Source organism: Polaromonas sp. UC242_47 (genome assembly GCF_044452385.1).
Lineage (GTDB): Bacteria > Pseudomonadota > Gammaproteobacteria > Burkholderiales > Burkholderiaceae_C > Polaromonas.
On record NZ_JBIOAO010000001.1, the window covers coordinates 2577854 to 2604289 of the forward strand.

The 26436-nt window shown below is 59.5% G+C and carries 22 protein-coding genes and 2 pseudogenes; 5 read left to right on the forward strand and 19 right to left on the reverse strand.

Translation table 11 applies throughout. The features are described 5' to 3' along the window. Positions 1–42: 42 nt before the first annotated feature. The 11 genes and pseudogenes from ACHMXK_RS12540 to ACHMXK_RS12590 form a co-directional block, all read right to left on the reverse strand. Complete coding sequence (locus ACHMXK_RS12540) at positions 43–741, reverse strand: MinD/ParA family protein (protein ID WP_397440789.1); 699 nt, start codon at positions 739–741, stop codon at positions 43–45. Between the two features lie 10 nt (positions 742–751). After that, the gene (gene flhF / locus ACHMXK_RS12545) at positions 752–3130 is read right to left on the reverse strand and encodes a flagellar biosynthesis protein FlhF (RefSeq protein WP_397440791.1); all 2379 of its coding nucleotides are present in this window, start codon (positions 3128–3130) and stop codon (positions 752–754) included. Further along, entirely contained in the window at positions 3127–5217 is a 2091-nt protein-coding gene (gene flhA / locus ACHMXK_RS12550) for a flagellar biosynthesis protein FlhA (RefSeq protein ID WP_397440793.1), read from the reverse strand. The genes flhF and flhA overlap by 4 nt, the downstream gene beginning before the upstream one ends. Further along, entirely contained in the window at positions 5214–6356 is a 1143-nt protein-coding gene (gene flhB, locus ACHMXK_RS12555; RefSeq protein WP_397440795.1) for a flagellar biosynthesis protein FlhB, read from the reverse strand. Before flhB ends, flhA begins: the two co-directional genes overlap by 4 nt. A gap of 129 nt (positions 6357–6485) precedes the next feature. Further along, the gene (cheZ, locus tag ACHMXK_RS12560) at positions 6486–7127 is read right to left on the reverse strand and encodes a protein phosphatase CheZ (RefSeq protein WP_397440797.1); all 642 of its coding nucleotides are present in this window, start codon (positions 7125–7127) and stop codon (positions 6486–6488) included. Position 7128: 1 nt separating this feature from the next. After that, positions 7129–7524 carry a chemotaxis response regulator CheY gene (cheY, locus tag ACHMXK_RS12565; RefSeq protein WP_397442515.1) on the reverse strand — a complete coding sequence of 132 codons (396 nt, stop codon included), beginning with the start codon at positions 7522–7524 and terminating at the stop codon, positions 7129–7131. 78 nt (positions 7525–7602) lie between these two features. Next, positions 7603–8689: pseudogene (locus ACHMXK_RS12570) on the reverse strand (chemotaxis response regulator protein-glutamate methylesterase). Next, positions 8686–9345, reverse strand: a complete 660-nt coding sequence (cheD, locus tag ACHMXK_RS12575) for a chemoreceptor glutamine deamidase CheD (protein ID WP_397440799.1) — start codon at positions 9343–9345, stop codon at positions 8686–8688. The pseudogene ACHMXK_RS12570 and the gene cheD overlap by 4 nt, the downstream one beginning before the upstream one ends. Further along, positions 9342–10211 (reverse strand): CheR family methyltransferase, encoded by an 870-nt coding sequence (locus ACHMXK_RS12580; RefSeq protein WP_397440801.1) that lies wholly within the window; start codon positions 10209–10211, stop codon positions 9342–9344. The genes cheD and ACHMXK_RS12580 overlap by 4 nt, the downstream gene beginning before the upstream one ends. Positions 10212–10424: 213 nt before the next feature. Continuing rightward, positions 10425–11624: an EAL and HDOD domain-containing protein gene (locus ACHMXK_RS12585; protein WP_397440803.1), complete on the reverse strand. Its 1200-nt coding sequence runs from the start codon at positions 11622–11624 to the stop codon at positions 10425–10427. A 267-nt stretch (positions 11625–11891) separates the two neighbouring features. Continuing rightward, positions 11892–12533: a response regulator gene (locus tag ACHMXK_RS12590; protein ID WP_397440805.1), complete on the reverse strand. Its 642-nt coding sequence runs from the start codon at positions 12531–12533 to the stop codon at positions 11892–11894. A gap of 94 nt (positions 12534–12627) precedes the next feature. On the opposite strand from ACHMXK_RS12590, the gene ACHMXK_RS12595 reads away from it, so the two are divergent. From ACHMXK_RS12595 to ACHMXK_RS12610, 4 genes are all read left to right on the forward strand, one after another. Beyond that, complete coding sequence (locus tag ACHMXK_RS12595) at positions 12628–12927, forward strand: hypothetical protein (RefSeq protein ID WP_397440807.1); 300 nt, start codon at positions 12628–12630, stop codon at positions 12925–12927. Positions 12928–13076: 149 nt separating this feature from the next. Next, positions 13077–13982 carry a hypothetical protein gene (locus tag ACHMXK_RS12600; protein WP_397440809.1) on the forward strand — a complete coding sequence of 302 codons (906 nt, stop codon included), beginning with the start codon at positions 13077–13079 and terminating at the stop codon, positions 13980–13982. Between the two features lie 176 nt (positions 13983–14158). Next, positions 14159–14419, forward strand: a complete 261-nt coding sequence (locus ACHMXK_RS12605; protein ID WP_397440811.1) for a hypothetical protein — start codon at positions 14159–14161, stop codon at positions 14417–14419. An 82-nt stretch (positions 14420–14501) separates the two neighbouring features. Beyond that, complete coding sequence (locus ACHMXK_RS12610) at positions 14502–16673, forward strand: catalase (protein ID WP_397440813.1); 2172 nt, start codon at positions 14502–14504, stop codon at positions 16671–16673. Positions 16674–16682: 9 nt separating this feature from the next. On the opposite strand, the gene ACHMXK_RS12615 is transcribed toward ACHMXK_RS12610, so the two are convergent. The 3 genes and pseudogenes from ACHMXK_RS12615 to ACHMXK_RS12625 all read right to left on the reverse strand — a co-directional run bounded on the left by ACHMXK_RS12615 (position 16683) and on the right by ACHMXK_RS12625 (position 21705). Beyond that, a complete protein-coding gene (locus ACHMXK_RS12615) occupies positions 16683–19232 on the reverse strand; it encodes a penicillin acylase family protein (RefSeq protein ID WP_397442516.1) in 2550 nt (849 codons plus the stop codon). Between the two features lie 147 nt (positions 19233–19379). Beyond that, a pseudogene (locus ACHMXK_RS12620) lies at positions 19380–20396 on the reverse strand (adenylate/guanylate cyclase domain-containing protein); the annotation flags it as partial. Continuing rightward, positions 20278–21705 (reverse strand): aldehyde dehydrogenase family protein, encoded by a 1428-nt coding sequence (locus ACHMXK_RS12625; RefSeq protein WP_397440815.1) that lies wholly within the window; start codon positions 21703–21705, stop codon positions 20278–20280. The pseudogene ACHMXK_RS12620 and the gene ACHMXK_RS12625, both read right to left, overlap by 119 nt. A gap of 400 nt (positions 21706–22105) precedes the next feature. On the opposite strand from ACHMXK_RS12625, the gene ACHMXK_RS12630 reads away from it, so the two are divergent. Beyond that, entirely contained in the window at positions 22106–22339 is a 234-nt protein-coding gene (locus ACHMXK_RS12630) for a hypothetical protein (protein ID WP_397440817.1), read from the forward strand. A gap of 66 nt (positions 22340–22405) precedes the next feature. Here the strand turns inward: ACHMXK_RS12630 and ACHMXK_RS12635 are convergent, their stop codons facing one another. The 5 genes from ACHMXK_RS12635 to ACHMXK_RS12655 all read right to left on the reverse strand — a co-directional run bounded on the left by ACHMXK_RS12635 (position 22406) and on the right by ACHMXK_RS12655 (position 26422). Next, on the reverse strand, positions 22406–23383 hold the full coding sequence (locus ACHMXK_RS12635; RefSeq protein ID WP_397440819.1) for an LD-carboxypeptidase: 978 nt from the start codon (positions 23381–23383) through the stop codon (positions 22406–22408). 33 nt (positions 23384–23416) lie between these two features. Beyond that, positions 23417–24793 (reverse strand): tRNA adenosine(34) deaminase TadA, encoded by a 1377-nt coding sequence (gene tadA / locus ACHMXK_RS12640; protein ID WP_397440821.1) that lies wholly within the window; start codon positions 24791–24793, stop codon positions 23417–23419. A gap of 83 nt (positions 24794–24876) precedes the next feature. Next, positions 24877–25119: a hypothetical protein gene (locus ACHMXK_RS12645; protein WP_397440823.1), complete on the reverse strand. Its 243-nt coding sequence runs from the start codon at positions 25117–25119 to the stop codon at positions 24877–24879. A 1-nt stretch (position 25120) separates the two neighbouring features. Continuing rightward, entirely contained in the window at positions 25121–25747 is a 627-nt protein-coding gene (locus ACHMXK_RS12650; protein ID WP_397440825.1) for an FMN-binding negative transcriptional regulator, read from the reverse strand. An 81-nt stretch (positions 25748–25828) separates the two neighbouring features. Continuing rightward, positions 25829–26422 (reverse strand): 2'-5' RNA ligase family protein, encoded by a 594-nt coding sequence (locus ACHMXK_RS12655; protein ID WP_397440827.1) that lies wholly within the window; start codon positions 26420–26422, stop codon positions 25829–25831. Positions 26423–26436 lie beyond the last annotated feature (14 nt).

A 26436-nucleotide genomic window follows, 5' to 3' on the forward strand; every position in this document is an offset into this window, starting at 1 on the left:
TGCTTTCTTAACGATCGGGCGTTCAGTCCATGTCAGCATGCATCAGTGCATACCCAACGCGGAATGGGCTTCTTGGCCAGCAACCGCGCTGGGCCGCCGCGAAGGATCTCTACCGTCCACAGGAAGGTAGGGCCATTGCAGTAAATCAAAGGCTATTTGTCGAAAATCGCTGGCGGCCGGGCTGCTTTGAAAAGCTTCTACGACGGTCAGATTCAATCGCTGCGCCTGAAGCATCAGCGGGTCTGCTCTCACCCAGCCTGCCGGCTCCAGCGCCACCGCAAGGTAGCGGCTGCCGGTATGTGCCAGATTGCTCAGTATGCGTTGCGCCTCGCCCGCATCGGTGACCTGGTTGACCAGTATGCGAACCCGCTGCAATGCATGGGCATAATGCAACCTCTTGATGCAGGCATAGGCCTGCATGATTGACGCCGCATTGGCCTGCAAAACCACCAAAATGTCGTCGGCCTTGGCCGCCACAGCGGAAAGTGCACCATCGCCATCAAGCGCCGCATTGATCAGCACCAGCCGCGCATCGCGCTGCAAGTTTGGCGGATTCAGTCCCTTGTGCTCATCCAGCAAAAGTACATCGTGCCCTTGCTGCACGAGCGCGGCTTTCAGATTTGCGCTAACACGCTCCATCCCCACGGCGGTCTCACTTCCCACCAAGGCCACCAGCCTTCCGGGGCTACTGGCCATCAGCCGTCGCAGGCCGTCCGCCTGATCGCTCACCACTTTCCGCATTTTCGGTTCCCTAGCTTTGGGCCGGGGCCAGGTCGGACTGAGCTGTTACTGCGTCGTCGGTCTCCAGCGCATCCAGCAAGACGAAGAGTTTTCCCAGCCCCTCAAACAATGCCGGACCTGGCACGGCACGACCAGCACGTACGGATCGTCCGGCCAGTTGTGCCAATACCTTGCGCGCCGTCTCCGCCCACGCCCCTTTTGCATGCTGCAGGCGAAACACCGTGGTTGAAGCCTGGCCACCAATCAGCAAGCGCTTGGACATGGACACGTCGCCAAGCGCACTCCCCTCCCCGAATTGCAAGACGCTTTGAGTCAGGAGTTTGAAATACGCTTCGGCCATGGTTCGCCACGCTGGCCATTGCGCGATCTGTAACGCCGTCGCCTTGATGTCAGGGCTGGCGAGCACATAGCCGGTGACCAACAACTTTCCGGTACCGGCATCAACAATCCGCTTCACCACGCATCGCAAAGGCAGTGCGGCGACTGTTTGATCAGCCTCCAAACTGACCCACGCTTCAGCCACCGAAAGCAATGCCGCCGCCTTTCGATAGAAGATGGGCTCCGGAGCTCCGAAGGACAGGGATGGCATCAGCCTTGCCAGCGGTTTCGAAACATCACATCCGGCGTCATATACACGAAGCGCCGCAGTCCCGCACGCCACCCAATGAACGCCGTCAGAATGCAACGCCCGTATCACCCCGGATGCTGGAACCTGGGCAAACAAATGAACCAGCGGCTTGTCAGCACTTTGCGAGTGCAACCACCCGGGCAGCGGCAAGCCGGGCATCAAAGCACCCGCCGCCACTGGCTGCGGCATGGCGGAAAACGGCAAGCCGCTACGATCTGACAGCAGGACGCGAACAAGCGCAGAAGTGCGGGCATCCGGTGCTGAACGAATCTCCCCCACTGTCGTCAAGATGTAGTTGTCGCAATTTGCCTGGATATCCAAGGAAGCCTGAGGTCTAAGCTTGTGCTCAATCGCCTCCCTGCCGGCCCTCTCGTCAGAAAGCGTGCGCCAGAGCGAACGGGTCTCATCAAAACCAATCTGGCCGGTCGCCAACGCGACCGCATTGGATGTCAACTCTTGCGCGTTATGGGCCAGGGTCCGGATCAGTTGCTGGCATTGCGAACGCAGGCGCTCGCTGACGGCCTCGGCCGCAGCCAATTTGGCCTCCTTGGCGGACGTTGCCGGGCCTTCAGAAAGGTCTGCCTCTCCCGGCACGAACAAAGCGCTTTGGCTTTTAGCCTGAAACACACAATCGATCAGCGCATGGCGATCACCCAACATCAGATGTTCCGGGACCTTCTGGCCACTGGAAATGTAGTGCACGGGCAATTGATGACGGATCACTGTATCGATCAATGCGCCGGGATGCGTGGCTTCGTCGACCTTGGTGAAAATACAGCCGGATAATTCTGTCCCCGCTCCTGCGCCCCCTTGCCGATAGGCCTGCACCACTTCGTTAAGCGTGTCGCCATGACTGGCGGCGTTAAGCAGCAACAGACGTTTGACCGGTCGGCTGGAGCCGCACAACATGGATATCTGTTCAGACACTGCGCGGTCGCGCTGGCTCATTCCCACGGTGTCTATCAGCACCATATGTTTGTCCTTGAGATCCGAGAGCACCAGCTCCAGATCAACCGCATCTTTGACAGCGTGCACGGATACACCCAGGATCTGCCCATAAATGCGGAGCTGCTCATAAGCTCCTATCCGATAACTGTCTGTGGTGACCAACGCCAGCTTTTCCGGCCCGAAGCGCATGACACAGCGCGCGGCCAACTTGGCCGTGGTCGTGGTTTTACCCACGCCCGTCGGCCCCATCAAGGCATAGACGCCGCCCTCACGCATCAACACGTCTTCGCTTTCCAGCATGGGCATCTGGCTAGCCATGGCCGCTTTGAGGAAACTCATACCACTGGCATAGTTCTGGCCGGTGGGCAAGTTGGTCAGCAGGTCTTTGGCCAGGCGAGCACTGAAGCCAGCACCCAGCAGCGTCCGCAATAACTGCCCTCGCAACGGGTCTCGCCGCTGGGCTTCGTTCCAGCGGATCCCGGCAAGTTGCTCTTCAATCATCCCGCGCATGGAATGAATTTCACGCAGAACGCTGTCCCCCTCATCGACGGCTTGCACCAGAACCGGAGGCGACGGCACTATCTCGCTTGCAACAGGAAGCGGGGTCGGCACCGGGCTTTGGATAGCCGCAGTCCAGGTATCGGCTGCAGCCTCATCCAGTGTCGCGACAATTTCAACGCCCTCGGCAATCACCTTGTTTGACAGAACAATGGCATCGGGTCCCAGCTTTTCCCGCAAAAGGCGAAGTGCCTGGCGACTGGAAGGCGCCACGATCGTGCAAATAGCCGTATCGGATTCTGTGTGCGTATTCAAGCTCGTCCTCCAATCGTGGCTGTGACTTTGATCGTGCGGGTGTCAGGTATTTCGGCGTGCGACAGTACTTTGAGCTGCGGCAGGCTGCGCCTCAGGAAACGGGCCAGCAAAACGCGCAGCGGATGCTGTACCACCAGTACGGGCGCTAGCCCGAGCTGAGCCTGTCTGGCCATGGCCGACTGCGCTTCACGCAGAAGACTGTCCGCCAGGCCCGGCTCCAGCCCATTGCTGTTGGTCAAGGCTTGCAGCAACACCCGGTCCAGCGAACCATCGAGGCCAATGACCTGAAGCTCTTCATTGCCCGGGTAGATCTGCTGAACGATGGCACGTCCCAAGGCCAGCCGTATCAAGGAGGTCAGCTCTGTCGTGTCGCTTACCGTGGGCGCATGCTCGACGAGTACATCCAGAATGGTGCGCATATCCCGAATCGGCACGCTCTCGTCCAGAAGGTTTTGCAAAACTTTTTGCACCGTCGTCAGGGACAATATCTTGGGCACCAGGTCCTGAACCAGCAGAGGCGATTCCTTACCAATGCGATCCAGTAGTTGCTGAACCTCCTGGCGTCCCAGCAGCTCGGCGGAATGTGCGTGGATCAGGTGGTTCAGATGCGTCGCGACCACCGTACTGGCATCCACAACCGTGTAGCCAAAAATTTGAGCCTGTTCGCGCAAGCTGCTATCAATCCAGATGGCCGGCAGGCCGAATGCAGGGTCCTTGGTCGGCGTGCCGGGAAGTGTTGCGCTGACTTGGCCAGGGTTGATGGCCATCCATTGCCCGGGCGAGGCCTCGCCCTGTCCAATCTGCACGCCCTTGAGTTTGACGACATAGGCATTCGGCTTGATCTCGAGGTTGTCGCGAATATGAACCACGGGCACCAGGAATCCAATGTCCTGCGCAAATTTCTTGCGAATACTCTTGATGCGTCCCAGCAACTCTCCGTTCTGGGCTTTATCAACAAGCGAGATCAGCCTGTAGCCAACCTCCAACCCAAGCGGATCCACAAGCGCCACGTCGTCCCATGTCGCTTCTTGCAGCTCTGCTGCGGCTGGCGCTGGAGGCGGCGCTGCCGCCGCCATGTCTGCATCAATGGTGGCGCGCTGCATCACACGCCGCCCAAGCCAGATCAAACCGCCGGCAATGATAAGAAACGCCAGGTTCGGCATCCCAGGGATCAAGCCCATCAACCCAATGACACCCGCTGTCAGGAACAGGACTTGTGGATTGGCAAACAGCTGCCCCGTCAGTTGTCCGCCCACGTCCTCGTCCGTGGTGACACGGGAAACGATCACGCCGGCCGCTGTTGAAATCACCAGCGCAGGAATCTGCGCCACCAGACCATCACCAATGGCCAGCAGCGTGTAAGTTGTGGCAGCGGTAGAGAAATCCAGTCCGTGCTGAGCCACACCGACGATCAAACCGCCAATGATGTTGATGACCAGAATCAGCAAGCCGGCAACTGCGTCGCCACGCACAAACTTGCTGGCACCGTCCATCGAACCATAGAAGTCCGCTTCCTGCGCCACCTCGGCACGGCGCTTGCGCGCCACGTCTTCACCAATCAAACCGGCATTCAGATCCGCATCGATGGCCATCTGTTTACCAGGCATCGCATCCAGTGTGAACCGTGCACCCACTTCGGCGATACGGCCCGCGCCCTTGGTAATCACCATGAAGTTGATCACGACCAAAATGATAAACACCATCACACCCACGGCGAAATTTCCGCCAACAAGAAAATGGCCAAAAGCCTCGATCACCTTACCTGCCGCATCCGGTCCCGTGTGCCCCTCCATGAGCACAACCCGGGTAGACGCCACATTGAGTGACAAGCGGAGCAAGGTCGTGAACAACAACACCGCAGGAAAGGCCGCAAAATCCAGCGCTTTCATGGTGTACATGCTGACAAGCAGCACCATGATGGAGAGCGCGATATTGAAGGTAAATAGCAAATCCAGCAAAAATGGCGGCAAAGGCAAAACCATCATGCTGAGAATCAGGATGATCAGAATCGGGCCGACCAGCCCTTTGCCTTTGTTGCCGGCCATCATCAGCTTGGGAAGCCGTAACAATGAATTCACCGCTGTCATGCTGGGCTTCCTAAGGGATCGAGTGTTTCAGGCACAGGCAGATTTTTGGGTGTGGGCGGCACTGTCCCTCCTTCAGTACTCAGCCGGTGCAGTTGGTAAGCCCAGGCAAGTACTTCGGCCACCGCCGCATACAGGGCGACTGGTATCTCAGCACCCAAATGGGTATGGCGGTAGAGGGCTCGCGTCAGCGGCGGCGCCTCAAGAATCGGTATCTTGTTTTCTTCTGCCAGCGCGCGGATGCGCAAGGCCACCAGATCGGTGCCTTTGGCCACCACGCGCGGCGCACGCATTTCCTTGTCGCTGTATTTGAGTGCAACTGCAAAATGGGTGGGATTCGTGACGATGATGTCGGCCTTGGGGACTTCGGCCATCATGCGGCGTTTGGCCATCTGTTGCTGCTGGCGGCGAATCTGGGCCTTGACTTGGGGATCGCCGTCACTTTCCTTGTGTTCGTTCTTCACATCCTCGCGCGACATGCGCAGCTTCCGGAAATGACTCCACAGCTGGTACGGCACGTCGATCGCCACCACTAGCAACAGGGACCCCACAATCAAGGCGCAACTCGTCACCACTACCCGTAGGGTGTGCGGTAACGCAGCATGTACGGGCTCACTCATCAGCGCCATGATGGATGTAAGATTCCCGGACAAAACCCACCAGGCAATACCGCCGACCAGCAACGACTTCACAATCGTCTTGATCAGTTCAGCCAGCGCATTGGCTGAAAACATGCGGCCAATGCCGGCCACTGGATTCATTTTGGAAAAATTGGGCGCCAGCGATTGGGTTGAGAACAGCCAACCACCCAGCATCATGGGCGCAACCAACGCGGCAACCAGCATCATCGCGAGCAGCGGCATCAAAGCCTGCATCGCGTGAAGCACGGCCGTTCCCGCTTGCACCATCATGTGCGAGGCATCGAAAGCGGAAGCCCGCTCGAACTCCAGACCGTTACGTAGCGCACTGCTGAAATGCCCGCCAATCATTTCGCCCATGACCCACAAGCCGCTAAGTCCCGTGGTCAGCATCACAAAGGTAACCAGTTCGCGTGATCGTGCGACCTGGCCTTCCTCGCGCGCCTTTTCCAGGCGCCTGGGCGAGGCCGGTTCGGTTTTTTCGAGATCACTTTCTTCCGACATCAATACTCCGGGGAGTCAGGGCAAAAATAGCACCTGATCTCGGAGATTATTGAGGAAAGCACCCTGAATCGATAGGCCAAACAGGCCGCCGATAAACCTGTTCCTTGGTCAATTAGGGGTTATCGATTTTTAGAAACCGAGACTGGCCAGCAGATCGTCGACCTGCTCCTGGTCATCCACCGCATCAAGATTTCCTTGCTTGATTTGTGGACCATTCATCAGGCTCTGATTTGCCTCCTGCCGCTTTTCAATCGGCGCATTATCGATCAGCAATTGCAGCAACTGCGTCTCCATGTCCTTGATCACGTCCATCATTTTCTTGATGACCTGACCGGTCAGATCCTGAAAGTCCTGCGCCATCATGATTTCCATCAACTGGGCGTTGGTCGCACTGACCTGCTTGGGCACTTCTGACAAATAGGCCCGTGTATCCAGCACGAGCTCACGCGCATCGTCCAGCTCCAGCGGACTGGCAAACCAGACATCCCAGCGCTGGGTCAGTCCGTTGGCCTGCTTGGCAAGCTTGTCCTGTATCGGCTGCGCGACATCCACGGCATTCAGTGCCCGCTCAGCCGCACGTTCTGTCATCTGGGCGACATAGCTCAGACGGTCACGGGCATTGGGAATCGCTTCGGCGGCCCGCGCAATGCTTTTATCCAGGCCCAACTCGCGTATGCCCTCCCGCATCTGACGGGTCAATTGGCCAATGCGGTTGATCAGTTGCTCAGCCGAATCACCGGCTACGGCATTGGAAGGTGCTTCCTGGGTCATATCAAGCACCCTCTTTCGCTATTTTTTCGAAAATCTTCGTAATCTTTTCTTCCAGCGTCACAGCCGTAAACGGCTTGACCACGTAACCATTGGCCCCCGCCTGAGCGGCCGCAATGATGTTTTCTTTCTTGGCTTCCGCGGTCACCATCAACACAGGCAATTTGGCCATGGAGGGATCAGCGCGAATAGCCTGCAACATGGCCAGACCGTCCATGTTGGGCATGTTCCAGTCCGACACCACAAAGCCGTAGTTGCCACCCTTCAGCTTCTCCAGGCCGGCAGCACCATCCTCGGCTTCGTCCACATTGACGAACTCCAGCTCCTTGAGCAGATTGCGGACAATCCGGCGCATGGTCGGGAAATCATCCACCACCAGAATTTTGATGTTTTTGTCTATCACGTTCACTCCAAAATTTCACTAATTACACAAGCTGATAAGAGATGCATTCCAGACATTGCTTCACTCACACGGTCGCTAAACACGATTGGCCCGCTCGCCAAACGATCTCAGGTGTGTCATCACGCGCTGACTGATTTCCGGCAATGAAGCGACTTCGGTCGCAGCACCAAGGGCAATCGCCTCACGCGGCATGCCAAACACCACACAACTGGCTTCGTCCTGAGCCACGGTGTGGGCCCCCCGCCTGGCGCATGCGCAACAAGCCTTCCGCGCCATCACGCCCCATGCCAGTCAAGATCACGCCAATGGCATTTTTCCCCGCATGTTTTGCCGCGGAATCGAATAAAACGTCGATGGAGGGGCGGTGCCGGTTGACGGGCGCTTCCTGATCCACGTGCGCAACGTAGTTGGCGCCGCTGCGCGTCAGCGAAAGGTGAAAACCGCCTGGCGCAATGTAGGCATGGCCTGGCAAGATACGCTCGCCATGCACGGCTTCGGACACAGCGATGCGGCACAAACCATTGAGGCGCTGCGCAAAGGAATGCGTAAAGCCAGCGGGCATGTGCTGCGCAATCAATATCCCGGGACTGTCCGGCGGCAGTGGCTGCAACACCTCGCGAATGGCCTCGGTTCCCCCGGTGGACGCACCAATAATGATGAGTTTTTCCGTACTCAGCAAAGGACTGCGAAGCATGGGGGCATCCACGACCGCGGCCGCCCCACCCCCCTGGGCGGGACGTTTTGTCGGCAGCAGGCGCGCAGCGGCCGCAATACGAATCTTGCCGGCAATCAGGTCCGTGTAGGAAAGCAAGCCATCACGTATGCCGAGCCGCGGTTTGGTGACGAAATCGATGGCCCCCAGTTCCAGCGCACGAAGCGCTGCCTCGGACCCCCGTTCGGTCAGGGACGATACCATCAGGACTGGCATGGGCCGCAGGCGCATGAGTTTCTCGAGAAACTCCAGCCCATCCATACGCGGCATTTCGACATCCAGCGTCATCACGTCAGGGTTATGCTGCTTCACCAGATCGCGCGCAACCAAGGGGTCTGAAGCCGTCGCCACCACCGTCATGTCGGGCTGACTGTTGATGATTTCGGTCATCAAACTACGTATCAGTGCCGAATCATCGACACATAAAACTGTTATTTTTTTTGTACTCATACGGACCAGGCACCCTTATTGGCAAGGGCCTGATGAAAGCCCGTGTCGAAAATTTCCACTTTATTGCCGCTTTTTTTCTTCAGCAAGGCCTGCGCCAAGGCCTGCTCATCATGCTGGACCAGCAAGGCATCATCCTGCTGCTTGAGCTTTCTGACCGTCACCCGGCCGGTTTCGGGAAAATAATTGATACGCCTGGGCAGGCTACCCCGCAGATCCTGGGCTGCGACCCGGACCTGCTCCATCTCCAGATAACGCAGTACGAAATCCGCGTTGCGTTCACCGACGTTGAGCAAGGTCATGTTGGCCAGCACCGCGCCGCCACCAAAAACCTTGGCTTCCAGCCGCTCTCGCCGGGCGCCGCCTCTGAATAATTCGTTGAGCAACATCTCCATGGCATAAGCGCCATACCGCATGGCGGCCGATGTATCCCGTGATGCCGGGTCTGCATCCTCAGGCAGCATGAAATGATTCATGCCGCCTATGCCTGCCGTTTTGTCGCGCACACAAGCCGAAACACAGGACCCCAACACGGTCGTCAGCACCATGTCCTTGGAGGTGACATAGTATTCACCGGGCAGCAACTTCACCGCTGAGATGCCAAACTCGCGGTCAAAATAGTGGTGTTTGGCAACCGATTCGCCGTCCGAGGCAATCATGCTTGCGCCATGGCCCGGCCGGGCGCCAGTTCGTAAACCGTCTGCCCCCGCAACTTGAAGGTTTGACTGGCGAAGGAAAAGTTTTCCGAATGCCCTGCAAACAACAAACCATGCGGCTTCATCAACGGCGCAAAGCGTTGCAGGATTTTCCCCTGCGTCGGCTTGTCGAAATAAATCATCACATTGCGGCAAAAAATGGCATCAAAACTCTCCTTGAGCGCCCATCGAGGCGCCAGCAGATTGAGCTGCTCGAATTTCACCATCGCTGCCACTTCCGGGCGAATGCGCACTTTGCCAGCCAGCGCCCCTGAGCCCTTCAGGAAGAAGCGCTTGAGACGCTCCGTCGACAACTTGCTCACCTGCTCCATCGTGAAAATCCCGGCCTCGCCTTTGGCCAACACCTGCGTGTCGATGTCGGTGGCCACCACACTGGCCGTGCTGGCACGGCTTCCCAGCGCTTCAATCAGGGTCATGGCAATCGAATAGGGCTCTTCCCCCGTCGAAGCCGCGGAGCACCAGACGGTGACCGGTTGAGGGCACTTCTGAACGTGTTCTGCAAGCACGGGGAAATGGTGAGCTTCACGGAAAAAAGCTGTCAGATTGGTGGTTAATGCATTGGTAAACAACTGCCATTCATCACCGTTCGGGTCCGACTCCAGAAAACCCAGATAGGTGGAAAATTCCTTGAGCCTGAGCTCCCGCAATCGTCGCGCCAGGCGGCTATAAACCATCTGACGCTTTTGTGCGCCCAGCGCAATCCCTGCACGCTCATGGATCAAGGTGCATATTCTCGAGAAATCCTGATCGGTGAGAAGGAAATCGGGGCCGACGGGTGAGGTCGCCGCCACTTGCTGGTTTATATTCATACGCTTTCGTGTCGTCGTGCGCCAAGTGAGCGCCTCATGTATCAAGCACTGACACACGCTTCAATGTACACAGCTCAAGCCAAATGCCATACATTGAAAAACAATCAAAAAAGCCCCCTCTTTTCGGGATGAGCTATCCAGCGATACACAGCGCCCAGGCCATCGAAATCGCGATCCGAAAACGCATCGCTTAGTGCAACCAAAAAACGATCACTAGATTTTGAGACTCTGCGCCCATGCAAGCGCTGACACATGTGCCTGGTTCACACGCGTGGCGGTCATGAACAAGGCGTCGGAGAAACTCTTAGCACAACCGTCTTCGCGCTCGCACGCCTCCACCAGCGCCAGAAACGGACCGTAGACGCCTTCGCGCGTCAGCAAGGCTTGCACCACGGATTCCGGCAGCACGATCTGCCCCAGAACCTTCTGCAAGGGAACGCCCAGCAACTGATCCAGAAGCGAGAACATTCCGACAAAAAACAAATTTTCGGCCTCCTCCTTGGAGAGCAGACCTTGCCCCAGCAGCTCTGCAAATCGTCCGCGAACAATAGCGGCCTGCAGCAAGGCCGGCGAAAATCCGCCAGCACTGGTGGTGGCCAACAACAGCGACAGCCAACGAAACAGAGGCCTGTAACCCAGCATGGTCACCGCATGGCGCAGCGACTGAATTTCGACCTCGAGACCAAAACTGGCCGAATTGATATAGCGAAACAACTGGTAGGAAAGTGTTGCATCACGCTTCAGGATTTTTTCCAGATGGTGGACATCGGCATTTTTCTGAACCATTTGCATCAGTTGCAAAATCAGCACCCCTTGCGGCCCCAACTCCCCCGATGTCGTCAATTGCCGCGGCACCAGGCAAAGATTGCCAAAAAACCCACTCAAGCCCAGAGACGCACAAGCATCAAACTCCCTCCAATCCGGCAACTCATCAATGAGTACAGGAACAGGGGGATCTCTGTGCAAGGCAAACCTGGAGATTGCGGTCCGATCCGGATCCGCCATGGAAACAACCAGATGTGTGAAGGGAGGCTGCGGCGGCTCGCTGGATGTCAGAGAGGCAAGATCAGCATTGCACAAGGCCAACCCAAAACCTTGCGCGCGCAATGCAGCAATCACAGCCTTATTGTCGGGATTCGTCAAATCGCTCTGAGTCAAGATCAGAACAGTCGTTTTGGGTGGCATGGCGGACAACGTCTCCGCAGGCAGCGTCGCAAGACTCACATCCAGAAACACCACACCCAGCTGGGCATCTTTGACACGTTCAGCTACAAAAGCAAGAAGTTGGCACAAGCCCGCCTCGCCAGGTGATTCGTCGTTTTTTTGATTTTTTTGCCACGCCAGCCGGTAACCAATGACCTGCTGCTTAGGATCAAGCAGGGGCGCTCGCACAAGATATTTATTTTCAGGCATTCAGCTTCAAGGCCAGGTTGTGAGGACACAGACTTACACCGCTGACAGCCTGCTTTTCTCTGCACTTTAAAGAGAAAATCCCCGCCTCATTTGACGAGGAGGCTTGAAATCCCCCTCCTCCTCTCCCAATTCAAAGCAACGCGCCCATGAACGCATCCGAAGCCAGCCGATTCAGCGCAGGCCTGGCTTTGCGACGTCAACGCGTCCACCTCCGGATGCCGTATCAGCCAGAACGCACCACCAACTCTCGGAAAAAGCACTGCGGCCTCAGCGCCACTTTCGATTGGCACCAAGAAGCGCGGTGATAAAACCATGCAGCCAGTCGAAGTTGATAGGTTTTGCGTGATAGTGTGAATTGGGCGGCAAGCCGCCCTTTTCCTTGATGGCCGACTCGGACAAACCACTGATCACCAGGATTTGCATGGCCGCCAGTTGCGGGTTGCGTTTCACCGTACGCAGCATCTGCATACCGTCGACCCCCGGCATGTTCAGATCCGTGATCAACAAGTCCGGCCGCAAGCTGGCGATATCCATCAAGGCTTCCAAGGCGGAGGTCATGAAGATGCAATCCACTGTCATGTCCCACTGTTCGAAATGGTCCTTGTAGAGTTCGAGCGCCGCCTCATCATCCTCCACGATCATCACGCTCAGCCGATGCCTGGGATTCGGGTCGGCATAGGCCAGTTGGGGGCTGTGTTTTTGCAGGTAGCTGTTGATGGCACGCAGGGACAGCCGGCGGTGGCCGCCCAACGTTTTCCAGGCCTCAATTTCACCCTTTTCGACCAAGGACTGGACCGTGGCCACCGACAGCCCCAGCAGTTTCGCGGCATAAGTGGTGCCACAGTAATCATCAGTGGAAAAATCATGCCCTGTGACGGTGCTCTCGGAGGGCTGAGGTTCACGCGACACGAGAACAACCAGAAAAAATCACGGCCAACACTGCAAATCGATAGAAGAACTGTAGGCGCATAGGTAATTTTCAGGGTTTTCAAAACATGAAACTATGGCGGCTGGTCTTGATGGTGGCACGGCGTCCCTCGGGCGCAACAAAGCGCTGGAGATGATCGGTGCCGGCAAGTTAGCTACGCCTTTTAAAGCCGCTAGGCGGCTAGGTATTTTCGATGAAAATGACCATGTATTGATCAACAATCAATGCACATCCACGTCAATTCGTGAAAATAGAAGAAAACAAACAGGCTTGATCTTATTCCAGCGGCTCGGGCCAGGTGTATTCATCTGCGAAGCCGCAGCATCAAGAGGCAAGCGAGCATCCGGCTCACTTGATGATGGGCTCAGGGAATGACAGCGCCAAACAGGTGCCTGCGCAACGCCGCCAGAGATGCCGTGCCAGAACACCGTATCAAATCTTAAAAACGTTTCTTTACACCCACCTCGTGTAGGACAAAAGAGCTACTTACCCGAAATTGTCGCCACAGAAGGCAAACTGTAGCGATGGACAAAACACACAAGGCCGCGACCTGCGGCGGGGCGGCGCTGAGCCTGGCAGTCGTCCTCGGAATTGGCAGCGCTGCGGCCCAGACGCCCATCGATGCGGGCGCGCCGGCCTTGCAGGCCCGATATACCAACCTGGCAACGCAGTTGGCACGCAGCCCGTTTCAGCGGCCACTGGTGATTGACTCGTCCGAGTCGACCAATGCCATCAGCGGCAATGCCTATGCGGTGATCAACTACCCCTTTGCGACGGTGAATGCCGCCTTCAAGAACCCTGACAACTGGTGCGAAGTCCTGATGCTGCATCTCAATACCAAACACTGCCGGACCGATGATGCGGGCAATCCGGCCGTTTTGCGGGTCAGTATTGGCAAGAAACAACAGCAGGACATCAAGGACGCGTACCCCCTGGCATTCAACTTCACACCACTTGGTACAACGCCGGACTATGTCGCGGTGCAACTCAACGCCGACCAGGGTCCGCTGGGCACGCACAACTACCGCATCAACCTGAAGGCCGTGCCCATCGCCGGTGGCAAGACTTTTATGCACCTGCAATATTCCTACGGTTACGGCGTGGCCGGACGTCTTGCCATGCAAACCTACCTGGCCACTTTGGGCAGTGGCAAAGTAGGCTTTACGCTGCAGGAGCCTCAGCCTGGCGGTCCCAAAAATCCGGTGAACGGCATGCGCGGCGCGGTGGAACGCAACACCATGCGTTATTACCTGGCCATTGACGCCTACATGGCATCCATGGCCGTGCCCGCCGCAGAGCAGCTTGAAAAACGCCTGCAACACTGGTTCGATGCAACAGAACGTTACCCGCGCCAGTTGCATGAAATCGACCGGACCACCTATCTGGCGATGAAACACAAGGAATACCTGCGTCAGCCGGCTCCCCGGTAAATCCGGGATAACGCATCTTTGGCCGGGGGGCTCCCCTGGCCGTCGGACGGGTCTTACAGCTAGACGCGACTGCCCTTACAACCATTGATGTTCCGGGGCTACGCAGCCTACCAGCGGATTCTTGTAGGCTGGTGAATGATTCTCGCGTTTCGCATTTTTACCGCCCAGGGGCCACCATGACATTGACAGACTCGTCCCACCCAGGCGCCGATGCCGGCGGCGGGAGCCTGTCGAAACCGCGCCGCTTTTTCCGTCCATGGCAAGGGCTGCTGGCCCTGCTCATTGGCTTGGTCGCTTTCCTGGTACTGCTGCCGGACGGGGTCGCGGATCGCGCGCAAACCGTGGCTGGCTGGCTGGTCATGGGCCTGGTAGCGACTCTTGCCGTGGTGGCCATCGCCAAGGGGCTGGAGCGCCTGCTGGACTGCGAGTCTGACTAGACCCGGCACAAACGCTGACTGCCGACCATCGCGGGTTTTGACAGCTCGCGCTTCTTCATTTTGCCCTCTTCAAGGATGACCAATGCCGCAAGCCTCGCGCAGTACCGCCAGTCCTCCAAAACTTTCTTCCGCTGCCGCAAAAAAACAAAAGCAGCTCCAGGCGGCAACTGCCGACGCCACCGGCACACTGACGACCAACCAGGGCTTGCTGGTTCCCGACAACCACAACTCACTCAAAGCCGGCACACGCGGGCCAACCTTGCTGGAAGACTTCATCCTCCGCGAAAAGATCACCCACTTTGACCATGAACGTATACCTGAGCGAGTGGTACACGCGCGCGGCTCGGCCGCTCATGGTTATTTCAAGGTGTACAAACCGATGGCACCCTACACAAGAGCCGGCTTTTTGCAGAACCCTGAGCTTGAAACGCCGGTCTTTGTGCGATTTTCAACCGTCGCCGGCGCCAGCGGTTCGGCCGACACGGTGCGTGATGTGCGCGGCTTCGCCGTCAAGTTTTACACCGATGAGGGCAACTACGATCTGGTGGGCAACAACATCCCGGTCTTTTTTATCCAGGATGCGATCAAGTTTCCCGATCTGGTGCATGCGCTCAAACCGGAACCCCACCATGGCATGCCCCAGGCCGCCAGCGCGCACGACACTTTCTGGGATTTCGTCTCGCTGATGCCGGAGTCGACCCACATGCTCATGTGGACCATGTCGGACCGCGCCCTGCCCCGCAGCTACCGGATGATGGAAGGGTTTGGCGTGCACAGCTTTCGTTTCATCAATGCCAGCGGTGACGCGCATTTCGTGAAGTTTCACTGGAAACCCAAGCTGGGCGTGCATGGGCTGGCCTGGGACGAGGCTCAGAAAATTGCCGGCAAAGACCCGGACTTTCACAGGCGCGACCTGTGGGAGGCCATAGCGAACGGTGATTTTCCGGAATGGGAACTGGGCGTGCAGATCATCGACGAAGGAAAGGAAGACAGCCTGGGTTTTGACATTCTCGATGCCACCAAGCTGATCCCCGAATCGGTGGTGCCGGTGCAAATCATCGGCAAGCTGGTGCTCAACCGCAATCCCGACAACTTCTTTGCAGAAACCGAACAAGTGGCCTTTCACCCGGGTCACCTGGTGCCGGGCATTGATTTCAGCAACGACCCGCTGCTGCAAGGCCGTCTGTTCTCCTATACCGACACGCAGTTGTCCCGCTTGGGCGGCGCCAACTTCAATGAGCTCCCGATCAACAAGGCGGTCTGTCCGGTTCACAACTTCCAGCGCGACGGCCAGTACCGCCAGAGCATCAACAAAGGGCGCGTCGCCTACGAGCCCAACACACTGGGCTCAGGCGCCGAGTTCCGCGCTGACGGTGGGGCCCAGGGCTTTCAGTCCCACCCCGAGCCGCTGGAGTCACCCAAAACCCGGCAACGCAGCCCGTCCTTCGACGATCATTTTTCACAGGCCACCTTGTTCTGGAACAGCCAGAGCCCGGCTGAAAAAGAGCACATCGTCGCGGCCTTCCAGTTTGAGTTGTCCAAGGTGGACGTGCCCGATATCCGCCAGCGCATGGTCGACAACCTGGCATATGTGGACAGCAAGCTGGCGGCACGGGTAGCGGCGCCGCTGGGCATCCAGCCCCCGGATGCCAGGGCCGCGGCTGGTCGGATGGGGTTTCGCGATCACAAGATGGCGACCTCCGTCGAAGAAGATGCGGCCTTGAGCATGGCCAGGCCCGCCCCCCATATCAGAACCCGGAAAATTGCCATCCTGGTGGCCGACGGAGTGGACCTGATGAGTTTCAAAAATCTTCAGCAAGCCTTGCTGGACGCAGGCGCGGTGTGCAAGATCATCGCGCCCCAACTTGGCACAGTCAGCACGTCTTCTGGCAAACAACTGGCGATAGACCATGCCTTGTCCGGCATGCCGTCCATCATGTTTGACGCCTTGCTGCTCCCCGGTGGTACGGCCAGTGTGGCCAGCCTGGCGCAGCTCGGGGATGCCGTTCACTTTGTGCTGGAAGCCTACAAACACTGCAAGACCCTTTGTGCCATCAACGAAGGTGCTCAACTCCTGAGCTCGCTGGGCTTCGCGCTGGAGGCGAATGGCGGCCAGGTGATGACGCCTACCCCCGGCGTGTTGCTGGCCGACAGCCGCAAGACAGCGCATGGAGAAATTGCTGAGGCATTTATCGCGGCCATCACCAGTCACAGGCATTGGGACAGGCTGAACCTGGACGCCGTGCCGGCCTGAGGATGCCGGTCAGGGCGTCAGCGTCAACTCGTGGACAAAGGTCGCCGGCTTCATTTGCAGCGGGCGGTAGCCCACATCGACCCAGGTCTGGCGCATGTCGCGGTAACGGCTTGAAAACACCAGGCCGCTTTGCCCGGTCTGGTAGATGAACTGGGAGTTTTCCAGATTGCTCAGGTCGTAAACAGCGCGCAAAGAGGCCGCGTGCCGGTTCGCAAAGGGGATGTTTGCGTCGTTGGGCCAATACTGGCCGACATTGATGGTGAAGGAATCCCCGCCGGTCGGCACGGTGACATCAAACAGGCGGGCCAGCACCGGCACATTGCTGAAGGGCCGATGCGCCGACAAGGCAAAGTGGGCCTGGCCCCAGGTCCATTGGGCCGGCACAGCGCCATACCGGGCTTGCAACACCGTCAAGGCACGGTCCAGGGCCGCACTGGACTGGGCGGTGCAGCCGGCGGCCCCACACCAGGACAGGTCATCACGCTCAACGATCTCTTCGATCGCGCCGCGGAAATGGCGCTTGCCGTACATGCTTTTCAGGCGTGTTTCACCGAGTTTGCTGCCAATCACACCGCGTGTGAGCTCATCCACCCAGACCGAAAAAATCAGCGGCGCTGCGCTATCGACACGCATGGTCCCATCAAAACCGGCCAGGGCCGCTTGCGCCTCGCGGGCCAGCGGATGCTGCGACACCGTTTTCTGTAAAAACGGCAGCAACTTGAGCGTGGCCAGCGACAACTGGTCGGCCTGGATTTTTTGCATGGACGCCAGGTCGTGCTGGGGCGTGGCCGCCAGCAGTTTTTCAATGCGGTCGAAGCGGTAAGGCACGACCCAGTCCTGGCCCATGAACAAATCGGAGCCGGGCGGCACAACGTTCTGATTGGCGTTGGCAAACCAGCCCTTGCGGCTCAGGGCTTCTGAATCGACCTGCGGCGTTTGCGCATAAGGCAGCCAGCCGGCCCAGTCGTACCTGGCCTCCCAGCCGGGCGACGGCGCAATGCCTCGAATATCGTTGTCCGCCTTGCGCAAAGGTGTTTTGCCAACCGCCTTGTAGGCGACCTTGCCGGCCACATCGGCCATCACGACGTTTTGCATCGGCGAATGGTGGTCGGCGTAGGCGGTGATCAACTCGTCCACCGACTGCGCCTGGTTGGCGCGCAGGCCCGCGAGCACGGTCAGGTTGTCGGTGTCCAGCGCACTCCAGCGCAACGCCAGCACGTACTTGCCGGTGTCCAGCACCTCGGCATGCGACTTTTGCGCGTCACTGAGCACCGGCCCGTGGCGGCTGCTGCGCACCGTCAGGCCGACATCGGCCTGGCCCTTGACTTTGATGATTTCGCTGCGGGTCTTGAAGTCGGCCCACTGCGGCTGATCCGTGCTGCCCGGCACGCGGTACTGCAAGGGGTTGGCCGGGTTGAGTTGCTCCAGGTAGAGGTCTTGCACGTCGGGGCCGGTGTTGGTGAAACCCCAGGCCACTTTGTCGGTACGGCCCAACACCACAAAAGGCAGGCCCGGCAAGGTCGCACCTATGACGTCCAGCCCGGGGATGGGACGGCCATCTGCCGCCTTGCCGGCAGGCGCCTGCAGGCGTGCGAAATACCAGATCGCCGGCGCCGACAGCCCCAGGTGCGGGTCGTTGGCCAGCAGCGGTTTGCCGCTGCGGGTACGGCTGCCGTCCACCACCCAGTTGTTCGAGCCCTTGCCTTCCACGTTGCCGATGTTGGCCGCCCAGTCGTTGATGTCCTGGGCCAGCAGAGTCGCGGTTTTGGCCGATTGTTCATGGTCAAACAGGCCTCTAGCCCTTTCCGGATGAGCTTTATTAGCTCCTGTTTTAATAGCGTCTGGCGTGGCCTTGTAAATCCCCAGCTCGGCATACAGCTTGGCGAAGTCGGTCTTGGAGGCCGGCGCCTCACCCGGGTAAGGCGTGAAAAGTTGCCACAGCTGCGCCGTGTTCAATACCTTGGCCGCCGACAGGCGCGCAAACTCGGTGCCCCAGTTGCCGCCCAGGTCCAGCGCCATCATCAGCGACCAGCCGACGCTGTCCTGCGGGGTCCAGGGCTGGCCGGACGCGCCGCCCGGCTTGACACCCAGGAGGTGAAACTCTGGCGACAAGGCCTGGGTGCTGTCGGCATAAAAGGCCTGGATGCCCTCGCTGTAGGCCTGCAGGGCCTCCTTGGCTTCGGCGGGCAAAATCTGCCACTGGCGCTGCGCGGCTTCCATGATGCCCAAGGTGCGCATCAGCTTGTCGGTGTCCAGCGTGGCCGCGCCCAGCACCTCGGACAACTCGCCGTGCATGACCCGGCGGTTGAACTCCAGCTGCCAGCCGCGCTCCTGGGCATGGACATAACCGATGGCCTTCCAGGCGTCACGCGGAGACTGGGCCTTGATGTGGGTCACGTCGGAGGGATCACGCGCCACCGTCACCGGCGACGCCAGACCGGACAGTTTCAACGTGCCGTCCAGCATCGGTAAACTGCGCTGGATGTAGATGCCCACGGCAAGCGCCAGCAGCAGAAGCAACAGCAAGATTGCCCAGAAGAAACGTTTGAGCCACACCATCGTTGTCCCCTTTTTATTGAAATGAGTTACGCGAACCGTTGCGGGTCCGGCCAGGCGACAGTGGTACGGGTTAGCCAGCCGCCTGGCCCGTGAATTTAAAACCACGGTCGGCACGCTGAAGTCATCAAAACCCGCACCCAGCGCGATCTCGCCACCGTCGTGCAACACACAGTCCTGGCGCCGCAGCGCGATCACGGTGTCGCTGCCCGCAAAACGCAGCCAGGTGCCGTAGCTGCTGGCATCTTCCAGCTTGAACGTGCCCTGGCTCCAGCTGATCTTGGCATGGATGCGCGACACCCGCGGGTCGTTCATCACAAACTGCGCCTGTGGGTCGCGCCCCAGAAAAACCGGCAGCGCCGACACGCCAAAAGAGCGCTGGACATCCAGCCAGGCCAGCGTGACGGCCCGCTCGGGTTGCTCGGCCCGGGAAGACCAGCCCGGCAGTTCGGCCGGCACGGTGAATTGTTCGGACAAGACCTCGCTTTGCCACTCGATGCGGGCGACCACACAGGGCTCGGTGCGGCCGCGTATGTCCAGCGGACCCAGGGTGCGAAACCGCACCAGGCTGCTGGCGTCCATCTCCGCGATGACACCATCCGTGGCGAAGATCTGGCCGGCGCCTGACAGATCGCTCAGGCGCGAGGCGACATTGACCGCGTCGCCATAACAGTCGCCATCCTGGCTCACCACCGCGCCTCTGGCCAGCCCGATCTGCAAATGCATCTTGAGCTGTTCCGGCCAGCTCGCGATGCGCTGGCTGTGCACACGTTGCATCTCGATGGCGGCATCCAGCGCAGCCTGGTTGTCCGGAAAAATGATCAGGACCCCATCACCGAGGAACTTGACCACCCGTCCCTGGTAAGACTCACACAGCTTGCCCATCCATTGGGTCAGCCGGGTGATGGCCTTGGTCGCCTTGGCATCGCCCAGCGACTCAAACACGCGGGTACTGCCGGTGAGGTCGGCAAAAACGACGGTCACGTCGGTCACGTCAGTCATGAGGGACGGGTTCCTGGCGCGGGGATGTGAAAACTGGTCGCCGGGATCAGGCCGCGACGGGCTTGAGCTGCAGCGACTTGAACTCCAGGAATTCCTCAAAACCGTAGACACCGGCTTCCCGGCCATTGCCCGATTGTTTGTAGCCGCCAAAAGGTGCCTGGGCATTGAAGGGACCGCCGTTGATGTCGACCTGTCCGGTGCGGATGCGGCGCGCCACTTTCATGGCGTGTTCGTCGCTGCCGCTCCAGACGCCGCCGCCCAGGCCGTAGATGGTGCTGTTGGCAATCGCCACCGCTTCCTCTTCGTCCTGGTAAGGGATGACCACCAGCACCGGGCCGAAAATTTCTTCCTGCGCCAGCGTGTCCGTGGGTTTGATGCCCAGAATCGTCGGCTGCACAAAATAACCCTTGGCCATGGGCGGGGCCTCGGCACCACCGGCAATCACATCTGCGCCTTCGGCGATGCCGGTGCGAATAAAACCCAACACGCGGTCGCGCTGGTTGGCGCTGACCAGCGGGCCCAGGCGGCTGCTTTCTTCCAGGCTGGGGCCGATGCTGAACTTGGCGATCGCGGTTTTGGCCAGTGCTTTCACCTCTTCATAACGACTGGCCGGCACCAACATGCGGGTGTGGGCCGAGCAGGTCTGGCCGCTGTTGAGCATGCAGGCCGAAATCGTGCCCTTGACCGCGGCTTCAAAGTCAGCGTCGTCCAGGATCACGCTGGCGGATTTGCCGCCCAGCTCCAACGCCACACGTTTGACCGATTGGCTGGCCAGCTCACTGACCCGTTTGCCGGCGCGGGTGGAACCGGTGAAACTGACCATGTCCACTTCCGGGTGGGTGGCCAGCACTTCGCCGACCACCGGGCCCATGCCATTGACCAGGTTGAACACGCCGGGCGGCAAGCCGGCTTCGTGGATGATTTCGGCCAGGATCATGGCGTTGACCGGGGCGATTTCGCTGGGCTTGAGCACCACGGTGCAGCCGGCGGCCAGTGCCGGCGCGATTTTCAGGGTGATCTGGCTGAGCGGGAAATTCCAGGGCGTGATGCAACCCACCACACCAATCGCTTCGCGCACCACCAGCGAGTTGCCGACTTTTTTCTCCCACTCGAAGTTGCGCGCCACCTTGGCATAGTTGCCCCAGTGCCAGGTCGGCCCGCCCACCTGCACCATACGCGACATCTTCAGCGGCATGCCGACTTCACGGGCGATGGCCAGCGCCATGTCGTCGGTCCGCGCCTTCAGTCCGGCCGCCACCTTTTCCAGGTAGGCCGCACGTGTTTCCACCGGCAAGCTGGACCAGCCTTCAAACGCGGCACGGGCGGCCAACACGGCGCGTTCGGCCTCTTGTGCGGTACCGGCCGGCACCGTGGCCATGATTTCTTCCGTGCTGGAGTCGTGCACCGGCAAGGTTTCAGCCGATTGCGCCGCGACCCACTGGCCGTTGATGTAGTGCGAAGGGTAGTTGGTCATGAAAATCTCACTGGAAGTTGGATGAGGGTTGTAGGACCGTCAGATGTGAATAGTTCACAAAACTGACATGCTTGTTTTTTAGACTGTAGGCCAGCAAACACCATTAAATCAAAAGTATTGGTCTTGGCCCCAGCCGAGAATCTAGATGACATCTAGTTACTAACTTGTTGATTCATTTGTTGTTTTACGTGAACTCGGAGGCAAGAAACATCTTGCATCCGTGTCTTCAGAGCTTTAATCTACCAGATCAATTGCTTCCTTGTGACCCGTTCAACTGAAAGCCGTCAGCCCTATGCGTTGGATTAAACCTCATTTAAAAAGCAGTTTGCTCGGCTTGCTGAGTGGTGGCGAAGTCACTCCCTCCGTCGCCGCAAACCGCACCGAGGGGATTCGGCAACTGATGCTCAGCGAGTTAGGGGAGTTTGGCGAAAAACACTATCCCAAGATTGCCCTGCGCGTGCGTTATGCGCAGGACGTCCAAGGCCTCTGGTATGCCCGGGGGGATGTGATGGCGGTGTTGTCGGCCATGCAGGGTGAAACCATCGCCCGCCAGAAAGTCAGCGGCATCACCAAGATGTTTGACGGCCTGTTGCCCGGCAGCCTGGGCTCACGGCGCAGCTCGCTGACCAATTAAGACGCGCCGCCAGCAGGCTGATCGGAGGCCGCGATGGCGCTCCGGCCAGAACGGCTTGCTACACATTCAGTGTGTGTGGCCCCAGAGCAAAAAGGCATCCCGGCCTTCGACGGCCAAAGTCACTTTCTCCCCCACCGGCAACACCACCTTGGTCGCCACATGGCCAAAAGGCAATCCGGTCAGCACCGGCGCCTTGATCTGGCGCTGCAGCCACTCCACCACCGACGCCAGCTTGAAGCCTTTGTCGTGTGGCACCAGCTTGTAGTTGGTGAACTGGCCCAGGACCACGGCTTTCTGTTGCGCCAGCACACCGGCATGCAAGAGCTGGGTCAACATGCGCTCCAGCCGGTAGGGGTGTTCATGCACCTCTTCCAGGAACAGGATGCCGCCCTTGATGGCCGGGAAATAAGGCGTGCCGACCAGCGAGGACAAAACCGCCAGGTTGCCACCCCATAACACCGCATCCTTGATGCTGAAAACACCATTGGCCCGTTCCGGGATGGCGCTGACAGCGCCTGGTTTGGCCGAAGGTTTGGGCAGGCGCCAGCCCGTGCCTTCACCCTGCCCACTGATCAGGTCGTCAAAACAGGCTTCCATGATGTCGTCGGGCTCGCCTTCGGTGCCAAAGTCTTCACCCAGGGCCGGCCCGGCCCAGCTCACCGCGCCGGTTTTGGCCAGCAGCGCCGTCTGCAGGGCCGTGAAGTCGCTCAGGCCGACAAACCGTGTGCCCTTGTCCACGGCCTTGGCCACGGCCTTGTAGTTGATGCCGGGCAGGATGCGGGTCAGGCCGTAACCACCGCGTGAGATCAGCGCCACGTCGGCGCCGCTGGCGGCGGCCCGGGCGATGGCAGCCAGACGGGTGTCATCGTCGCCGGCAAAACGCTGGTGGCTGCTCAGCGCGGCCTCGTCAATTTCCACGTCGTGGCCTAGGGCCTGGAGGCGTTTCACACCGCGTTTGAAAGCAGCTTTATCGCGCACGGCGCTGGAAGGCGAATAAATGTAGATATGTTTTTTCACGGATGGGAGTATCCCATTGCCACGCATTTTTCGGCTGCCTGGGGAAATCCCAGCCCAGGTTCAGTGGAAAAAACCCACCGCCTGGCGCGCGATCAATTCGCCATGCTCCTGCACAAAATGCCCGGCCTGCTCCAGCACCAAGGGCTCGGGACAACCCTTGATGACTTGCTGCAACTGGCGCATCACAGGCAAACCCAGCACCGGGTCCTGCGCACCCACGGCCATCAGGGTCTGGCCTGCCCAGTCATCACGCCAGAAGTCGCGCGCCTGGCGTGAAGTCTCGGCACCTGGCGAATCTTCAAACTCCGGGACCAAGGGCGGAAAAGCCCGCAAGGCGGCACGGTGGCCTTTGTCCGGAAACGGCGCCATGTAGGCGGCGCATTCTTCGGCGCTCATTTGCGGGTTGCCGCGGGCGAACAGACGCGCCACATCAAACTCCGGATTTTTTGCACACATCTCGCGCCAGGCCAGAAAACCCGGCGACAGCGGCTGCTCGCCGGTGGCCAGCATGGTGTTCATGACCAGCAGGCCTTTGTAACGCTCCGGTGCGGCCATGGGCAGGGTCAAACCCAGCAGGCCGCCCCAGTCCTGCACCACCAGCACGATGTTGCGCAAGTCCAGCCGCTCCACCAGTTCCAGCAGGTTTTGCCGGTGGCCTTGGAAATGGTGAAAACTGTCTTTTTTAGGTTTGTCGCTTTTGCCAAAACCAATCAGATCGGGCGCCACGACCCGGTGCCCGGCTTGCAGAAACACCGGGATCATTTTGCGGTAGAGATAACTCCAGGCCGGGTTGCCGTGCAGGCACAGATAGGTCACGCCCTCCCCCGCACCTTCGTCCAGGTAATGCATGCGCAGGCCGGCCAGCGAGGGCAAGTCGCTGATGTAATTCGGCGTCCACGGATAACCAGGCAAACCGTTAAAAGCCTGATCGGGCGTGCGCAAGGCATCATCGCGCAAGGGGTGGCTGAGGCGTGTGGCTTGGCGCTGCTCGGCGCGCCGTTGTTTGAAAAAATCCTGCAGCAGCGCGCCGCATTCCTCGGCCAGCACCCCGCCCTGCCACTGCGTCTGGTGGTTCAGCTGTTTGTTGGCAAACAGGTTGACGACCGAGCCGGCGGCGCCGGTTTTCGGATCGGCGGCGCCAAACACCACCCGTTTCAGCCGGGCGTGCAACATGGCGCCGGAACACATGGCGCAAGGCTCCAGCGTCACAAACAGCTCGCACTCGTCGAGCCGGTAATTGTCCAAAGCCTGGGCGGCCAGACGCAGCGCCAGCATCTCGGCATGGGCGGTCGGGTCCTTCCCGTCGATAGGCGCATTGCGGCCGCTGGCAATCACCTCGCCGCGATACACCAGCACGGCCCCGACCGGAACTTCGCCGGTTGCGGCGGCCTGCCGGGCTTGGGCCAGCGCCAGTTGCATGAAGTCGGCGTCAGTCATGTCGCTTCTGTTTTGATAGCTGCTTGCGCCCATAGCTATTGGGCTGGAGTCCGATTTGATGCATAAGTGGGGCTCTAAACGGCTTAAGGCTTGTCTTCCGGCATGGGGCGCGCCTGCTGCATGGCGTTTTCCAGCGTCTGGCGAACCTGCTGCTGGATCTGCTGGCTTTGCTGTTGCGGCGTTGCGCCCGGCGTGGTCGCAGGCAGACTCACGGCGCCGTCCGCAGCGGACGCTTTCACGGGCGCAGCGGAGAATTGTTTTTTGGCCAGCACACCAATCACAGCGACCACAATCAGCAGGCTCAGGATACTGAACACGGCACGCATCTCAAGCCTCCTTGGCCGGGTTCAGGCCCAGCTTGTCCATCCAGGCGGCCAGCGCCTGTTCGTTTTCATTGCCGGCGGCGTAGATGGCTTTCATCGCCGCGTGCGCTTCGGGCCGGTGCTGGTTGATCTTGATCTTGCATTGCCAGTCGGTGACCCGCAGCTCGAAAGCCACAATGCCGGCCAGCATCTTGTGCGCAAACTCCTCGCCCAGGCCGCGCCACTGCTCGGCATAAGGCGGCTCGTGGTCGCCTATCAGTTTTTTCAGCAGGCTGTCCTTGCCCGCAGGGTCTTCAATCAGGGTGGCGTGCACGGTGCAATGCACGGCCAGGTAGTTCCAGGTCGGCACACGCGCCAAATCGGGATACACCTTGGGCGACAGGTAGGCATGAGGGCCGAGAAAGGTCGCGACGGCCTGCGGGCGCGCCTGTAAATAGCGCCAGTGCGGGTTGGGCTTGGCACAATGGCCGAGCAGCACGAACTCGTCGCCCCGCTGCTCCAGATGCAACGGCAGGTGGCTGACAAAGGGCAGGCCCGTGTCGTCCACGCTGATCAGGCTGGCAAAGGGGTAGTTTTCCATCAGCGCCGCCGCCTGCGCGCGATCGCCTTTGAACTGGGGTGGCTGGTACATGGCCTAGAGCATAGGCCAAAAACCACCCGACACGAACCCGTGTCAACCAGCAACAACGCCCCCTGCGGCCGCAAAAAAAACTCAGGCCGGCGCCTCTCGCAGCGGCCAACGGCCCAGCGGTATATACCGGCCTTCTCCGAGCTGGCTGTGCACCAGGACAAACTCGCGCGCCATCCAGGCGATGGTTTCCACAGCCTGCTCGGCGACGCTGCGGTCGTCGTACAGCAAGGTGGCGTGCGGCGTGTAACCCGGCTTAGCCCAGCGCTGCAGGCCGGACTGGACCAGCGCCACACCCAGCGCGTGCTGGAAGGCGCTCAAGGCCATAAGCCCCTCGCCACCACGCAACACCAGGGGACGGTGGCGCGGCGCGCTGGTAAAACTGCCGGCGCGGTCAAAGGCGACTTCAAACGGCGGGATGAGCACGCTGGCCGCAGCTTCGCCCGCCAGGGTCACCAGCTCTTGCGGCAAGCCGACGTAATTGCCCAGGTGATGCAAGGTGACATGGAAGCGTTCTGTTTTGAGCGGCTTGCCATGCAAGCCCTGTTCGCCGCGCAGTTGCTGCGCGAGCTGGGCGATACGCGCAGCCGCGGCGGCGTCGGGGAAAATCGCGAAGAACAGGCTGTCCGAGGCTTGGGGCTCGGGATCGAATCCGGGCGGGGAGGCTTGTCGGGGCATGGGTCAGACTTTCT

What these genes read in the sequence shown, in the direction of transcription:
- ACHMXK_RS12645 (WP_397440823.1), bottom strand. Translation starts at nt 25,119, where the DNA reads ATGCGTGCCGTGTTCAGTATCCTGAGCCTGCTGATTGTGGTCGCTGTG.
- tadA (WP_397440821.1), bottom strand. Translation starts at nt 24,793, where the DNA reads ATGACTGACGCCGACTTCATGCAACTGGCGCTGGCCCAAGCCCGGCAG.
- ACHMXK_RS12615 (WP_397442516.1), bottom strand. Translation starts at nt 19,232, where the DNA reads ATGGTGTGGCTCAAACGTTTCTTCTGGGCAATCTTGCTGTTGCTTCTG.
- ACHMXK_RS12655 (WP_397440827.1), bottom strand. Translation starts at nt 26,422, where the DNA reads ATGCCCCGACAAGCCTCCCCGCCCGGATTCGATCCCGAGCCCCAAGCC.
- flhA (WP_397440793.1), bottom strand. Translation starts at nt 5,217, where the DNA reads ATGACAGCGGTGAATTCATTGTTACGGCTTCCCAAGCTGATGATGGCC.
- ACHMXK_RS12635 (WP_397440819.1), bottom strand. Translation starts at nt 23,383, where the DNA reads ATGCGTGGCAATGGGATACTCCCATCCGTGAAAAAACATATCTACATT.
- cheD (WP_397440799.1), bottom strand. Translation starts at nt 9,345, where the DNA reads ATGATTGCCTCGGACGGCGAATCGGTTGCCAAACACCACTATTTTGAC.
- ACHMXK_RS12650 (WP_397440825.1), bottom strand. Translation starts at nt 25,747, where the DNA reads ATGTACCAGCCACCCCAGTTCAAAGGCGATCGCGCGCAGGCGGCGGCG.
- flhB (WP_397440795.1), bottom strand. Translation starts at nt 6,356, where the DNA reads ATGTCGGAAGAAAGTGATCTCGAAAAAACCGAACCGGCCTCGCCCAGG.
- ACHMXK_RS12600 (WP_397440809.1), top strand. Translation starts at nt 13,077, where the DNA reads ATGGACAAAACACACAAGGCCGCGACCTGCGGCGGGGCGGCGCTGAGC.
- ACHMXK_RS12540 (WP_397440789.1), bottom strand. Translation starts at nt 741, where the DNA reads ATGCGGAAAGTGGTGAGCGATCAGGCGGACGGCCTGCGACGGCTGATG.
- ACHMXK_RS12610 (WP_397440813.1), top strand. Translation starts at nt 14,502, where the DNA reads ATGCCGCAAGCCTCGCGCAGTACCGCCAGTCCTCCAAAACTTTCTTCC.
- ACHMXK_RS12595 (WP_397440807.1), top strand. Translation starts at nt 12,628, where the DNA reads ATGGCGGCTGGTCTTGATGGTGGCACGGCGTCCCTCGGGCGCAACAAA.
- ACHMXK_RS12580 (WP_397440801.1), bottom strand. Translation starts at nt 10,211, where the DNA reads ATGAATATAAACCAGCAAGTGGCGGCGACCTCACCCGTCGGCCCCGAT.
- cheZ (WP_397440797.1), bottom strand. Translation starts at nt 7,127, where the DNA reads ATGACCCAGGAAGCACCTTCCAATGCCGTAGCCGGTGATTCGGCTGAG.
- ACHMXK_RS12625 (WP_397440815.1), bottom strand. Translation starts at nt 21,705, where the DNA reads ATGACCAACTACCCTTCGCACTACATCAACGGCCAGTGGGTCGCGGCG.
- ACHMXK_RS12630 (WP_397440817.1), top strand. Translation starts at nt 22,106, where the DNA reads ATGCTCAGCGAGTTAGGGGAGTTTGGCGAAAAACACTATCCCAAGATT.
- ACHMXK_RS12605 (WP_397440811.1), top strand. Translation starts at nt 14,159, where the DNA reads ATGACATTGACAGACTCGTCCCACCCAGGCGCCGATGCCGGCGGCGGG.
- ACHMXK_RS12585 (WP_397440803.1), bottom strand. Translation starts at nt 11,624, where the DNA reads ATGCCTGAAAATAAATATCTTGTGCGAGCGCCCCTGCTTGATCCTAAG.